General features: G+C 54.2%; 12 protein-coding genes. 9 read left to right on the top strand and 3 right to left on the bottom strand.

Annotated elements, in window-relative coordinates:
• On the bottom strand, positions 1-351 hold a 351-nt coding region (locus AAC01S_RS16325), incomplete at its 3' end, for a transposase (protein WP_169794079.1).
• A gap of 64 nt (positions 352-415) precedes the next feature.
• Here AAC01S_RS16325 and AAC01S_RS16320 point away from each other — a divergent pair.
• From AAC01S_RS16320 to AAC01S_RS16280, 9 genes are all read left to right on the top strand, one after another.
• Complete coding sequence (locus AAC01S_RS16320; protein WP_067624902.1) at positions 416-1,585, top strand: DUF58 domain-containing protein; 1,170 nt, start codon at positions 416-418, stop codon at positions 1,583-1,585.
• Positions 1,563-3,713, top strand: coding sequence for a transglutaminase-like domain-containing protein (locus AAC01S_RS16315; protein WP_067624899.1), 2,151 nt, complete (start codon positions 1,563-1,565; stop codon positions 3,711-3,713). The genes AAC01S_RS16320 and AAC01S_RS16315 overlap by 23 nt, the downstream gene beginning before the upstream one ends.
• Before the next feature lie 72 nt (positions 3,714-3,785).
• Positions 3,786-5,987: a heavy metal translocating P-type ATPase gene (locus tag AAC01S_RS16310; protein ID WP_067624896.1), complete on the top strand. Its 2,202-nt coding sequence runs from the start codon at positions 3,786-3,788 to the stop codon at positions 5,985-5,987.
• Positions 5,988-6,086: 99 nt separating this feature from the next.
• Positions 6,087-8,606: a heavy metal translocating P-type ATPase gene (locus tag AAC01S_RS16305; RefSeq protein WP_067624894.1), complete on the top strand. Its 2,520-nt coding sequence runs from the start codon at positions 6,087-6,089 to the stop codon at positions 8,604-8,606.
• Between the two features lie 180 nt (positions 8,607-8,786).
• A complete protein-coding gene (locus AAC01S_RS16300) occupies positions 8,787-9,785 on the top strand; it encodes an ABC transporter substrate-binding protein (RefSeq protein WP_067624892.1) in 999 nt (332 codons plus the stop codon).
• A gap of 20 nt (positions 9,786-9,805) precedes the next feature.
• Positions 9,806-10,819: a FecCD family ABC transporter permease gene (locus AAC01S_RS16295; protein WP_169794078.1), complete on the top strand. Its 1,014-nt coding sequence runs from the start codon at positions 9,806-9,808 to the stop codon at positions 10,817-10,819.
• Entirely contained in the window at positions 10,816-11,841 is a 1,026-nt protein-coding gene (locus AAC01S_RS16290) for a FecCD family ABC transporter permease (protein ID WP_067624889.1), read from the top strand. Before AAC01S_RS16295 ends, AAC01S_RS16290 begins: the two co-directional genes overlap by 4 nt.
• Positions 11,842-12,021: 180 nt before the next feature.
• On the top strand, positions 12,022-12,483 hold the full coding sequence (locus tag AAC01S_RS16285; protein ID WP_157071244.1) for a hypothetical protein: 462 nt from the start codon (positions 12,022-12,024) through the stop codon (positions 12,481-12,483).
• 64 nt (positions 12,484-12,547) lie between these two features.
• A complete protein-coding gene (locus tag AAC01S_RS16280; RefSeq protein WP_067624883.1) occupies positions 12,548-13,474 on the top strand; it encodes an alpha/beta hydrolase in 927 nt (308 codons plus the stop codon).
• A gap of 208 nt (positions 13,475-13,682) precedes the next feature.
• Here AAC01S_RS16280 and AAC01S_RS16275 read toward each other — a convergent pair whose 3' ends face one another.
• Both AAC01S_RS16275 and AAC01S_RS16270 read right to left on the bottom strand, forming a co-directional pair.
• Positions 13,683-14,186, bottom strand: a complete 504-nt coding sequence (locus AAC01S_RS16275) for a hypothetical protein (protein WP_067624880.1) — start codon at positions 14,184-14,186, stop codon at positions 13,683-13,685.
• A gap of 293 nt (positions 14,187-14,479) precedes the next feature.
• Positions 14,480-14,681 (bottom strand): RNA polymerase sigma factor (locus tag AAC01S_RS16270; protein WP_217997852.1); only part of this gene is annotated, 202 nt, incomplete at its 5' end.

The raw sequence follows: 14,681 nt of genomic DNA, 5'->3' as shown, positions 1-14,681 counted from the left end.
ATACGACACTCCAATATTCCGTTGAATGGTTGTCGCAGCAACGCCTCGCTTGTCATTGGCCATCAGGTACACCGCAAGAAACCACTTGCGCAAATCGGTTTTCGTCTTATGAAAGATGGTGCCCGCCGTGACGGAAGTTTGCCGAGAGCAGTTTTTGCACTGGAATAAGGGCATTCGTTCTTCAGCCTCTTTCCGTGAGGAGCTTACAACTTCGCAATACTCCTTGCTGCCGCACTTCGGGCAAACAAAGCCATCTGGCCAACGTAGCTCAAACAAACGCTCCTCGCAGGCACGAATCGTGGAGAACCGTTCCTGAAACTCAAGAAGTGTCATGGCGATCACCCCAAACATACGTTCTATATCGCCATTCTACCACCTACGCTCCACTTTTCAATCGGAACTTAAAAGACTTGAGATGTATGTTTACTTTTGCCTAATCTGCGCCATCTACGAAATCTACTTCTTTCTCTCCGTTGGGTTTGTCACAAACATCGAAAAAACCGTGACTCCTCTGCGTCTCACGGCGGACGAAGCGGTACATGTCCACATCGTGGTTCAGCTCCAAACCAGTTTCACCGTGGTTTGGCTAACCATCCATGAGCCGTCTCCGACGCTCGAAAACAACGAGGACAATCCGGGACACCAAACTCGCATTCTTTTATGGAAACGGATTGTTCGCTTGGATTACATCGTGGACCATCTTCCCCGAGGAGTTTATTCCGTCGGTGAGATCGCAGTGGAGTTCGGTGATTTGCTCGGCTTGTTTCGCGTCAAAAGGACCTATTCGCAAAGATTTCGGAACGAGAAGATGGTCGTCTACCCGAGAATCGCCCCCGTGCAAGGATGGAACAACCAGCACGATGGAACCAGGCGCGATGTCCGCCGGCCCGTCAAAAAGATGGAGGAATCCAGCGATACGATGGGCGTTCGGGAGTATCGGGAAGGGGACCGACTCAACCGCATCCATTGGCCAAGTTCTGCCAAACGCGGCGTTTGGGTGTCGAAGGAATTTGAACAGTACGAAGAACCAAAACTCGCGTTCATTCCAGATCTGTCCATCACGTCGTACGGCTCCGCCAATCCTTTGGTGTTCGAAACGGCCATGTCCGTCACCGCATCCCTGCTTCGCCACACCGCCAAGCTGGGTCACCCGTTCGAACTGCTCGTCGCCGATTCTTCATCACGGACTGGATCGATCCCGCGGCGATACCGCTCGTTGAATGCGTCGATGGAGGTACTGGCAGGTTTGCAACCATCCGCGAAGGCTGATTTCCCTGCAGTGCTGGATCAGCTTGGGCCAATCGCGAATGCGCAGACGTATGTCGTGGTGACTCCTAGGTTGGACGAGCCCATGCGTCGACCGCTGAGGCGATTACAAGGGATAGGTAACGTGCACCTGTTTGTGCTGCGAAAGACATCGAGCTTCGCCGATGACACCCAGTCGGACGAAGTTCAGTCCGAAGTTCAGTCCATTGTAGACACGCTCCTTGGCACCGGTGTCGCGGTGCACTGGATTCAGGATCTGGAGCAACTTTCGAGGTTGGGCCAAGGGAGGATTGCTCGTGCGCCGCAATCATCAATTTGATTGGATGGAACGAGGCGTTCGCAGCCTCTTGTCGGGATTGTGGGTATTCGTGCTTGTGCCAGTCATCTGCTCAAAACTGGGACTGGATATTCCCGCGCGTTCGATGATCATTCCGGTGGCTGTCATTGCCGTCTGCACTTGCGTGAAGCTGTTGTGGGTGCGCTTGGTGACCGTGGCAGTCGTTTCGATGTCCTTCGCCGCGATCGACGATCGGCATTCACAACATCTGCACATTCGACTGGCCACCATCCAGCGGCCGTCTGCGCTTTCCCTGTTCAAACACACCATCGCGCTCTTGCGCGGCCATCCGCCCAACAACCTATTGCAATGGTTCCTGTTCGTTTGGCTCGTTGCCCTAGTCGTCTCATTGGTTGTGTATGCGAGCCGACTCCCGATGCTCTGGGCATTTTACAATGGGCTGGGCGTATACGTGTTGGCAGACTCGCGTTCGGACAAGTCCGTCCACCCAAACATGTCTCTAGGCGTTATGCTCACCGTGTTTCTGTTGGTTCTCGGCGTGGAGCAGTACGCTCGCATGCGCCGTTCAACCGCTGTCGCCAGTGTTCGCGTGAGAAGTTTTGCCCCTTTGGTTGCATTGATGCTAGTGTCGCTGTGTTTCGCGTCCAGCATGCCTAAGCCCGCATCCATCTGGCCCCATAGATCAACACAGCGCCATGCTGGAGCCGCGAATCAAGTGTTCGGACAGAAGCGCATCGATTACCAACTCGATGACAGCAAACTCGGCGGCTCGCTTCTTGCCGACAACGAGCCTGTGCTGGCGGTCGTCAGTCCCATCCCAACATATCTGCGCGGCGAAACGCTGTCGACATATACCGGCCACGGATGGGTGTCGGCCAATCCTTCGCGCGATGAAACCGTGCAGCAGACGGTCGGCAAAGATATTCGCGGAATGGACACGGCCGCGTTTCACAAGTTGCCAATGAGCACCTTTCGACAGACGATTCACGTATTGAACAACAGTGTGAACACATCGGATCTATTCGGCGGATACGCCGTGTCCAAAGTCATACGTCTGCCTGGACTGCGCAAGGGAGTTTTCTCTGTCGACATGTTGCAGGACAATTTGCGGGCGCCGCAACTTCGCGCTGGCGAATCATATGTCATCGAGACATCTGATCTCGTCGATCCCTACAGAATTCTTTCAAAGCTGTCCTCTCCGTTTTCCGCAACAGCGAATCGAATTCCTGAAAGTGTGAAAACAGTGGATTTGCAGTTGCCAAAAACGCTTCCGAAGCGCGTGAGAACACTGGCCAACCAGATTGTCGGAAGCACGACGAATGCCAACGAATATACCATCGTCGAATCGATCATCCGGTACCTGGATTCGAACGAAGTGTATCAAACGACCAATATCCCGTTCCCCCGCGGCAATCAGGACTACGTGGCGCAATTTCTTTTCCAGACGCATCGCGGCTACTGCGACAATTTCGCCAGCGCGCTTGCGGTTCTTCTTAGAACACAGGGAATACCGACGCGCTGGGTGACTGGCTACGCCCATGGCACCAAAGACACCAGCTATGCTGGACCCGAAAACGAATATATCTTCCGCAGCGACGATGCACATGCATGGGTGGAAGTGTACTTCCCATCCTACGGCTGGATTCCGTTCGATCCGACACCGAATTCGGCGACGCCACTCGCAGCCGCGGTGACGCCCCCCACGAAACCGTCGCCCGGACACCGGGCAGGCCATGCGTGGTCATCGCGCGACGCGCATTCGTCATTGTTGCGCGCCGTTCTTCTGACAGCCGTCGCTACAGTCGCCAGCGTGTTGTTTTTGGGCGGAGCATGGCTTGTACTGCGCCGGCCGCTGGAACGCGTTTGGCTTCACCGTCTATGGACAAAGCAGCCAATGCGAGCGTTGTATTTCTCTCAATCGCTCTTTATCCGGCGTCTGTCTCGTCAATTTGACAGCCATGGCGCGATAACTTCCCGTGATGCGTGGCCGCTAGCGGCCAAATTGGGCATCGCGGAATCGGAGTACTGGCAGTGGGTCGAGGCCGCGGAAGGCATCCTGTACGGGGCCAAACCGTGTGAGCCGCAGGTCGTCAAGTTTTTGCAAGAGACGATCATCAAGTGGATGGCGCTTCTTTCCAACCTATCATAAGGCATTATCACCTTGTCATAAACTACGTATGGACATCCATTCCCCGTCTTCATCGGTCATGGAGGTGTACGTATGACGAAAAAGGTGGATACCCTCCAGGTCGGTGGAATGCATTGCGCCGCGTGTGCGACACGGATTGAAAAAGTGGTAAAACGCCATGACGGCGTCATCGATGTGTCCGTCAATCTCGCGTTGGAACGCGCAACGATTGTGTACGATCCCAATGTGGTTCAACTGTCTGCCCTCTCGCAACGGATCGAAAAAATGGGATATTCCGCACGACAGGCTGTGCAAAGTATCCATTTTCTCCACTCGGAAGATTTCCGCGCGCAAATGGAACTGTTCTTCTTTTCCGCCGTGCTCTGTCTTCCCTTCATGTTATCCATGCTGCAAATGATTGGCTGGAATGTGGTTCCAAGCGCGTTGCAGCATTCGTGGATTCAACTGGTCTTAGCGAGTCAAATACAGTTCATTGCTGGATGGAGTTTTTATGCTGGCGCATATCGGGCGCTGAGAGACAAGACCGCGAATATGGACGTTCTCGTGGCATTGGGAACCACATCTGCCTATCTCATGGGCGTGTATATGTTGGCCTGTGGAAATTCGCACGTCTACTTTGAGACAAGCGCTGTGATCATCACCTTCGTGCGCCTAGGCAAGGCGCTGGAACTTCGGGCGAAATCACGCACGTTCGAATCGCTGAAGAAGCTCGCTTCTTTCAATCAGGCCCCAGCGCATCGGTGGAAAGATGGACACGTGGACGATGTTCCTGCAGACCAATTGTCGATAGGAGATATCGTGGCCGTTCGACCTGGCGAACGCATCCCCGCCGATGGTGTGATCCTTCACGGCGAGTCAAGTGTAGACGAATCGATGTTCACTGGCGAATTCCTGCCCAAGGCCAAATCTCCCGGCGATACCGTGTTTGGCGGCACCTTGAACCATGATGGAGCATTGCAGGTGCGCATTGATCGAGTAGGCATGGATACGGCGCTTGGTCGAGTCGTTCAACTCATACAGGATGCGCAGATCTCCAAACCTCCGGTGCAGCGCTTGGCGGACACCATCTGCGCCTATTTCGTTCCGGCCGTGCTTGGCGTGGCCCTGGTCACATTCGTCGTATGGTACTTCGGCCTCGTACCCGGAAGTACCGGTTCGGCCCACACTGCGCTCATGAACGCCACAGCCGTTCTCGTCACGGCATGTCCATGCCCCCTTGGTCTCGCCACTCCGACCGCGATTCTGGTCGCTACTGGGAGGGCCGCCGAACTCGGCATCCTGTTTAAGGACGGAGAAGCCCTGGAATCGCTTGGTCGGGCGACAGTGTGTCTATTGGACAAAACCGGGACCATCACGTCCGGAACCCCTGTGATCAAGGACATTCTCGTTTTCCCAAATCCATACGTGCGTTCCAAGACCGAATTGCTACGACTGGCGGCAAGCGCGGAATTTCCGTCTGAACATCCAATCGCGAAGGTCCTGTTGAACGCATGCTCCGGACAGCAACTCTATGCCGCGCGGGATTTTCAGTCGTTTGCGGGCTTGGGTATCACCGCGATGGTGCAATCTTTTCCTGTCTCCATTGGATCGTTCCGATTCTTGCAGCGTCAGGGCGTTCGAACCGCACCATCGTTCGATTGGCATGCCCGCTTGGAAGAACGCGGCCATACAGTAATTGGCGTCGCGATTGACAAAACGTTGGTTGGCCTGTTTGTCTTTCACGACGACATCAAGGCGTCATCTGCGGACGTCGTGCGACACCTGCATCGCCTCGGAATGCGGGTCATGCTTGTGACAGGCGACAATCAGAAGACGGCTGAGGCGATTGCGGACAGGGTTGGCATTCGCCATGTTTACGCATATCTGTCCCCCAAAGACAAGGCAGACCTGGTCCGTCACCTTCAAAGCAAGGGCGAATCGGTCGTCATGGTTGGCGACGGTGTGAATGACGCACCTTCCATCGCCGCCGCGAACGTCGGGATGGCGCTCGGCACCGGAGCGGCAGTCAGCCTCGAGACAGCAAACGTCGCACTCGTCGGATCCGATTTAGAGAGCGTCGTGCACGCGGTCCAACTATCCCGTGCAACGATGCGAAATATTCGGCAAAGTTTCATGTGGGCGCTCGCCTACAACGTCACGGGCATTCCCGGCGCCGCGTGCGGACTTTTCAATCCCATGCTGGCTGGTATTGCTATGGCATGCAGTTCGGTCCTCGTCGTGACAAATGCTTTGCGGCTTAAGCGTTTCCGCTTCGACATCGCCATTCGCGAATAGCCACAACGAGCTATTGATTGCCTGCGGCATCCAGCGTATGTTGTCGATGAGTTGCCACTTGCAGGCTTGGCTAGAGTAGATAGAAGGAGCACAACAACCGTGGAAGATACAAAAGTGCTGACGCTGCCCGTGGAAGGGATGACGTGCGCGGCGTGTGCGGCTAGGATTGAACGCGTTGTTTCGAAACTCGAAGGAGTCCGAAACATCCACGTAAACCTCGCGTCGGAAAAGGCGCTCGTCGTGACGAATCCAGATCTGAGCTGGAAACAGGTCGTTCAGAGAATCGAAAAGACCGGTTACTCGGTGCCAAAATATACAATGGAATTGAAGATTGCGAACCTTTCGGGGACAGCGGGCGCCACCCACGCGGAACAAGTTCTCTCAAGAATGGATGGCGTAGAGTCGGTCAAAATCGATCCCGATTCCGGAAAAGCCATCATTCAATATATTCCTGGCATCGCGAAACAAACCGATTGTATACGAACCCTCGAACGAGCTGGCTATGAGGCCGTGGGCGTGTCCCAAACCGATATCCTCATCGCGCGCGAAAAGAAACGGCAAGCGTATCGGCGGGATTGGATCCTCTTCCTCGCCTCCGCTGTCGTCGCGCTGCCATTCTTGCTTGAAATGGTCGTCATGGGCGTCATGGCCATCATGATGGCAGGCATGGAAATCGACATGGTCGTCAGTATGAACATGTCCGATCCGTCGGCCGCGTCATCGGCCAATATGCCCCTGATGTCTTGGCTGTCAAACCACGGTAACTTGATTCCACCGTGGATCGCGCTGGCCTTGGCCACCCCCATTCAGTTTGTCACAGGCTGGCGCTTTTATCGGGGCGCTTACCACGCCCTGCGAAATCGGACAGCGACGATGGACGTGCTTGTCGTCATCGGGACGAGCGTTGCGTATGTAACCGGTGTGGTTTTGACGTTTTCCGCTCATCCAGACAACAACACGTACTGCGGAAGCGCCGCAGTCATCATGACGCTCGTGTTTTTCGGCAAAGTCCTGGAAGCTCGGGCGAAGCAAAAATCGGGTGCGGCGATTGAGGCACTCGCGAAATTGGGAGCCAAGGTGGCGCATCGGGTCCAAGGCGACAATGAATCGGACGTTCAAGTCGAAGATTTGCGCGTTGGCGACGTGATTCGCATTCGCTCAGGAGAGAAAGTCCCTACGGATGGAGAGATCATCGATGGGAGTTCGATGATCGACGAATCGTTTTTGACCGGCGAATCACTGCCTGTTCGAAAAACGGCAGGCGATACCGTCTACGGGGCAACGGTCAATCAAATGGGTGTGCTTCTCGTTCGCGTGACGAAGACGAGCGAAGAGACCGCTCTCGCGCAGATCATTCGCGCCATCGACGAAGCGCAAGGGACGAAGGCGTCCATTCAGCGTTTGGCGGATTTTCTTTCGCTCATTTTGGTGCCAACGGTCCTCGCCATCGCGTTGGAGGCCTTTGTGCTTTGGGGGTTCTGGGGAACGTGGTCGCACGCGCTCATCGCCGCCATCTCCTGTCTCGTCGTCGCCTGCCCATGCTCACTGGGTCTGGCCACCCCAACGGCGATCATGGTTGCCAGCGGCCTCGGCGCCGAGATCGGAATTCTGATTCGGAGCGGTGAATACCTCGAAATCGCCCATAAGGTCAAGACGGTGATCTTCGACAAGACTGGCACGCTAACGCAGGGCAAACCCACCGTGACCGATCTGGTTCCGAGCGAACCCCAGCGTGAACAGTTGCTGCTCAAGCACGCGGCGTCGTTAGAAGCGCACAGTGAACATCCCATTGGGCGAGCGATCGTCGACTTCGCGGAGCAACAGCGCGTCGGATTGCTGCCTGCCACGGACGTGCAGGTGATCAGTGGGAAGGGAATCATGGGAACCGTTCATGGTTGTTCGGTGATCGTCGGCAACATCCAGCTGTTGGAGACAAACGGCATTTTCGGTATGGACGATAACACGGCCGCGAAATTGGAACTGCAGGCGAAAACAGTCGTCCACGTCGCGTCGGGCGGTACCTATCTTGGCGCGATCGCGATCGCAGACGATATCAAAGCCGATGCTGCAAAGACCATCCAGAAGCTCCGCGACATGGATATCGACGTTTGGCTCATCACGGGAGACAACCAACGAACCGCTGAGGCAATCGCGAAACAAGTCGGGATTTCGCAAGTCCTGGCGGGCGTTCTGCCTTCGGACAAGGCAAAGAAAGTGATGGAGTTGAAAGAAAGTGGACAAGTTGTGGCGATGGTTGGGGACGGCATCAACGACGCCCCCGCACTCGCTGCGGCGCATATCGGAATTGCGATGGGGACGGGGGCCGATATCGCGATTGAGGCGGCGGATATCGCAATCATGCACGCCCGCTGCAGCGGTGTCACGGACGCAATCTACCTGTCAAAACGGACGATTCGCACGATCCGCGTCAACCTGTTCTGGGCGTTCATCTACAACGCCATCGCGGTTCCCATGGCGGCGCTTGGCTTATTCAACCCGATGATTGCCGGTGCAGCCATGGCTTTTAGCTCTGTCTCCGTGGTCTCCAACAGTCTGCTGTTACGACGCGCGAAACTGAAGTTTGCGGACGCCGCCGCGGCCAACGGCACTGCGATTTGAACCCGTTTGTGCGGCATCCCGGTCCGATGGGCGACTCGATCCCGTCAGCGACTCGGAGGTTCACAGGTTCTTCAATTTTTCCTCGCTAGATAGCCCGAAAGGGCCAGCGACAACCGGAGTAGCATCGCTTTACAATCGTCCCTGTAGGTGAACGATAGGAAGTTCGGGAGATGATTGCACATGGGGCGAACGCACAACCGCTTCTACATAGGCGCTTCTTCGATCACGATACTGATGCTTCTCGGAGGGTGCGGCGTTTCACGGGAAAATCAGTCTGTCACCCCGCCAGCGGCAGCCAGTGTGGCTGTGACTGGCGCGGTTTCCGTGAAAGATGGCACCGGTGCCACGATTGCTCTGAAAAAGCCGGCGACAAGTTTCGTTTGTCTCGATCCTTCATCCATTGAGATGCTCAAAGACTTGGGCGTGGGCCCGAAAAATATAGCCATTTTGAATGGCTATCAATCATTCGCCAAACTGTTCTACGGTTCTGCGGCGAACAAGATGCGGGTGATCGGCGGATCGTGGGAGCAGCCCAATGTTGAAGACATTCTCGCCGCTCATCCTGATTTGGTCATCGGCGATGCCTACCCCCATGCCGAATTGAAATCGGCGCTCAAGGGTGCGACGGAAATGTACCTGATTTCTCGCAGCGGCGGTTATCAGCAATCGATGAACGACCTTGTCAATCTGGGGATTTTAACAGGACATAAGACCACAGCCGAAAAGGATGTCAAACAGTTCGACAACGCGCTGAAAAAAGCGGAGGCCAAGTCTCCCAAAAACCAAACGTCCCTCATTATCTGGGGTACGTCCCCAACCGATTTTTCGGTCCCGACCATCGATGATCCGTCGGCTTCGGTCCTCGCGGCAATCAGCAAATATCCCTGGGGCGGCCATGGAGCGCAGGGCATGAATCTGTCGCTGGATCAAATTCTGAAAGTGAATCCAGATGTGATTTTCGTAGAGTCCATTGGCAAATTGGATGGTGACGCCAACGCCCCGTCATTGACATCGCAATTGGCTTCCAATCCCTTATGGAAACATCTCAAGGCTGTCAAAGATCACCGTGTGTACGAAGTGAACCCACTCATATGGCACGATGACCGCGGCGGACTGGGGCTCGAAACGATTCTCAACCAAGCTATGCCGAAGCTCTATCCCCATCAGAAAACCTCCTGATGTCCGAGAGGGGTTCTCCAATGGCCAGCGGTACTTGGCATCCAAAAAACATGACAGCCATCGTCGTCGCTGGGTCTCTGGTTGCCCTGCTGTGCCTTGGCATCGCTGCCGTCATGCTGGGGTCACCCGCATTTACGCCAGTGCAGATGTGGCACATTCTCACGACGCGCGGCGACAACGTCAATCATCTTCTGGTATGGCAATCGCGCATTCCCAGGTTCACGCTTGGCGCGCTTGCCGGCGCCATGTTGGCTGTGGCCGGAGTGATGTTGCAGGACGCCATGCGGAACGCGTTGGCAGGCCCGGAACTGCTCGGTGTCTCGTCGGGATCGGCCGCGGTCATGGCGGCAATCATCATTTTCGGATTGCCGATCCCCTTCCTTTTGCAACCATGGCTCGCGCTTCTCGGCGGCACGCTTGGCGGCGCGATGGTGGTTGTGGCGAGTTGGGGTGATCGATCACATACACGTGTCATTCTGATTGGTGTGGCTGTGTCATCTTTGCTGAATGCCGTCATTACCACAATCGTCAGTCTCGGGCAGCAGGACACCATCAGCCTATTCTACAATTACTTGGTTGGAGGCCTGGAAAATCGAACGTGGCAGCAAGTCCTGTTGGTCCTGCCGTGGCTTTTTGCGTTAGGCCTGTCCTATTTGCTGTCGAATAAGCTGAACGTTCTTCAATTGGGTGACGATGTCGCGATTGGCCTCGGCCTGAAAGCGGCGGGACTTCGCATCGCGGTCTTCCTGCTTGCCATCGCTCTCGTCGCTCCTATCGTTGCAGCGTGCGGGCCGATTGGATACATATCCCTTCTGTCTCCACATATCGCTCGACGTTTGCTCAAGACGCACGACACCACGCGCGTCATGCCTGTCGCGGCACTCTTCGGGGCCGTTCTGCTGACGGGATCGGATATCTTGGCACGGACTGTCTTTTCTCCCGTCGAAGTTCCGGTCGGCGTATGGACAACCCTGTTGGGCGGTCCATTGCTGCTGATCATCCTGGGCAAGCGCTTCGGAAGGAGTACTCCATGACCGGACTTTCTTTGAAAACCACACGGAAATCGTATCTTTCCATGTTTTTTTGTTTGGTTCTCCTCCTCGTCATCTTTGTGCTCCATGTCGGAGTTGGCTCCGTGTATATCTCGCCATGGGATGTCGTGCGGGCCATCGCCAACCACCCAGCCGAGGAATACCAGCGTTGGATCGTCTGGAATTTGCGGCTCCCCCGCAGTCTCATTGCCCCTGTCGCCGGAGGCATGCTGGGCCTCGCAGGTGCGATGATTCAGGCGCTGACGCGGAATCCGCTGGCAGAGCCCAGTCTGACTGGCGTGACTTCCGGAAGTATTCTCAGCCTCGTGATTTGGTTGGTTTTTGTGCCAAATGTGGAAACTCGCCCCGTCCTGCTGCCGCTGGTGGCACTCGCAGGCGGCATCGGCGCCATCGTGGTCGTCTATAGCATCACGAATCGGCTGAAGGATGGGCCCTTTGTCTTAGTCCTCAAAGGAATCATCGTTTCTGCCGTCCTTTCTTCCGCTTCTTCGCTGTTTCTCGTTCAGAACAACGACAAACTGCCGACCGTCATGCTTTGGATGATCGGATCATTGAACGCAAAGGTGTGGTCCGATTGGTCAACCTTGTGGCCATGGGCGGTCTTGACCTTACCGCTCGGCCTCCTTTGCGCACGAACTGCCAACATCGTCCAATTGGGTGACGACGTGGCTGTTGGCCTAGGCGTACACGTTCAACGAGCAAGGTTGCTGTTGTTTTGCGTGGCTGCCCTCCTTACCGCGAGCGCCGTCTCGGTCGTTGGCGCTATCGGTTTCATCGGGCTCGTTGGCCCGCATATTGCCCGACGGATCGTTGGGAACAACGCCTTTCGCGCGTTTCCCATGAGCATGCTCGTCTCCGCCTGCCTGCTGCTGATCGCGGACTTTGTTACACAACTCGCTGGTCTTGTGTTTGGCGACGTGGCAAGCGGAATTCCGGTCGGGGCGGTTACGGCGCTCTTTGGTGCCCCGTTTTTCCTCTACCTGATCTCGAAAACTCGTCAATAGATGGCTGTTGCCTCTGCACGCATGCCTTTCACATCTTCCGCCGTCTGACGCGTAGCAGTTAGGCCCAAGATGGGTTAACATGGAGCTGTATCGAATATACAGCCGTGCTAAGGAGTGTGCTGTATCGTGGAACACCTTGAGTTGTCCGAATTTATTGAAGAAAACAAAGGTTGAAGTTCGTTGAATGGAGTTGAAGCCTCGGATGCTTCGCAAATGGTTGACAGATTATCAACAGTTGGTGCTCCGAGCAGTTATTTCCCTGGCTTTCAGAGAGCCTCTTTGAATATGGCCTATACTGCTGATGTCTTAAATAATTTCGCTATTCAGGCATTCCAGGTAAATAACGAAAAAGTGGCCGAACAGATTCGAGAAGACGCAGGTTTCTCGTCGTATCTGGCTCTCGCCCTGATCGGACAAAACACGAGGTATTTAACCGGTCCAGAAAACAAAACCGTGATTGCAATTACCTCTAACCAAGCAAAGCGGATTGTGATGAAAATAAGGCAACTCGTATTCAAAAACGTGATCGACGGATCGGACATCCCCGACGATAAAATCGATGCTGTTTACGCAGATATTCACAACTTAATCCCTGCGGATTTCAACGTGTTCCCTGACGTATTTGATTCTATCAATCATTGATGCAACAGTCTTGGACGTCGATACTCAATGCTGATTTCAGAACTGTATCACAGGGGGAACGGTCATGGCCGAAGAACAAGTCGCCATAGGTGCTGAAACCAACCATCCGCTCAATGCTGTGTTATCCATTCCCGATGAAGCGAATGGGTTGTTGCCATCGGTTGTATTGGTTCACGGATCTGGTCCCAGCAACATGGACGAGAAGATCGGGAACAATTACCCTTTTCGGGACCTCGCAGAAGGTCTTTCCGCAAGAGGGATTGCGGTCTTGCGTTACGACAAAAGGACCTTTGTGCACGGGAAACAAATGAAACGCGACGGCAGCTTATCCGTGAGGGAAGAAATCATCGAGGATGCCATTCTGGCTGCTGAATTCTTACGCACTGATTCAAGAATTGATTCGAATAGGGTATTTATCATTGGTCACAGTTTAGGCGGAATGCTTGCTCCTCGAATCGATGCAGAAGGTGGACATTTCGTGGGCATCATCATTATGGGTGGTTCTCCGCGTAAACTGGAAGAAATTCTGATGGATCAAAACAACGATGTCCTGAACTCTGTACACGGTCTTTTGAAGGTGATCGCAAAGAAACAAATCGCCTCATTGTCCTCCAAGTTCAACAACATCTATAACCTAAGCGACGAAGAAGCAAAATCGATCAAGTTGATAGGTAAATATACCAAAGCGTATTACTTCAAAGAAATGGGCGAACATCCGGCCGCCGATTACCTCAAGGCATTGGACAAACCCGTGCTGATTTTGCAAGGCGATAAGGATTTTCAAATATCCGTCGAGAAAGATTTTGGTGGTTATCAACAACTGCTCAGCGACAAGCCAAATGTGACATTCAAACTCTACCCCAACCTGAATCACCTGTTTATGCCGGCTGTTTATGGACAGATAGGCAAAGCGAAGAGGGAGTATCGGGTGGCACAACACGTAGATCAACAGGTTATTGACGACATTGCGAACTGGATTTTTTCGGTTTAAGAACCTTTACTGGTGTTTGCCGAAATCAATGGGTTTGAAGTAGTAGGAATAAGTTCTCGCAAAGAAATAGCTTATATCATGGGGGACTCGTGGATATTGCCGATGCCCGAACCTGTTCTGGTCTCGTTCCAAACTGAACCACCGCCCCTGTGGTCACCAGCGTGTTTAGGGGCGGAGTGGTACGCTTCTGCGCAAGACAACTTGCGTATCAATTGATGGGCACAGTCACGTTCAGTTGGGACAAATGTGGTAAGAACCCTGAGCCGCTGGATGGGACAGGTCCCGGCTTCGATGCAAACCACACCGGCTCCACGAGTATGGATTTGACGTTGCTTGGCGGCGTCTGGACTTGAAGCGTAAAGTCCCACACAGCCTCATTGCCGACAATTTTTTCATCGGGAACAGAGCCGACGAATGAAATGCCACCCGTAATATTCGAGCCCGTTCCAAACTCAAACGTCCGATCCGACATCTCGTATTTTGGCCGACCATTCGGCTGCAAAGGTTGTCGCATTTCCATTCCAGACGCTCCAAACACTACGACCAGGCAGGCCGCTGCGCCCAGTCCATACATCCCCGCACGCCGCTTCTTCCCTCGTGCTCCCGACCGATTTCCGAATTCATAACCCCGAACAACTTGCTGCCATGTCATAGGTGTCACCTCAATGCGAGAAGCATCATCCATCAGGGCCTTTTGAATGCAATCACTCAACTCTGAATCCCCCTTCCAACACGCAGATTAGGGTCCTGATCATGTTGGCCTATGACGACAACACCCGTCTCGCGCGATTCAGTCGATACTTGAGCTTACCGAGCGTCCAGCTGTTTTCCGCAAGTCAAAAGTGCAGAAAAACGCGGCGTTAGGATTCCCAGTAACACATTTCCTTTTGCGTTCAAGAGGGCGTGCTTGACATGGAGCCTCTGCGAGCATGATTCCGCTCGTATAGAGGCAGGACGAACGCGCTGCCATAAATTTTGAAAGGCTATCATGCTCGCCACTCCATATCAAGCACCTTCAGAATTGGAAAAAACGCCGCCGCGTTTTTCTGCAAATTTAAACCGCGCTATACACCAGCCCGCCGCTTCAGCCGCTTCCGATTCTGTGAGCCCATTGAAGTGAACGAATACAACCGCTACGCGTTCGTCGTGCGACAGTTGACGCATGGCTTCATCAATTACCATCTTTCGCTCCGTGCAATGCATTGGA

It is taken from the genome of Alicyclobacillus acidiphilus NBRC 100859 (assembly GCF_001544355.1).
Lineage (GTDB): Bacteria > Bacillota > Bacilli > Alicyclobacillales > Alicyclobacillaceae > Alicyclobacillus > Alicyclobacillus acidiphilus.
This window is presented reverse-complemented; position numbering and strand designations above follow the sequence as displayed.

Excerpts from the sequence above, each read along its gene's own strand:
- AAC01S_RS16320 (WP_067624902.1), top strand. The coding sequence starts at position 416 with ATGTATGTTTACTTTTGCCTAATCTGCGCCATCTACGAAATCTACTTC.
- AAC01S_RS16310 (WP_067624896.1), top strand. The coding sequence starts at position 3,786 with ATGACGAAAAAGGTGGATACCCTCCAGGTCGGTGGAATGCATTGCGCC.
- AAC01S_RS16300 (WP_067624892.1), top strand. The coding sequence starts at position 8,787 with ATGGGGCGAACGCACAACCGCTTCTACATAGGCGCTTCTTCGATCACG.
- AAC01S_RS16295 (WP_169794078.1), top strand. The coding sequence starts at position 9,806 with ATGGCCAGCGGTACTTGGCATCCAAAAAACATGACAGCCATCGTCGTC.
- AAC01S_RS16290 (WP_067624889.1), top strand. The coding sequence starts at position 10,816 with ATGACCGGACTTTCTTTGAAAACCACACGGAAATCGTATCTTTCCATG.
- AAC01S_RS16280 (WP_067624883.1), top strand. The coding sequence starts at position 12,548 with ATGGCCGAAGAACAAGTCGCCATAGGTGCTGAAACCAACCATCCGCTC.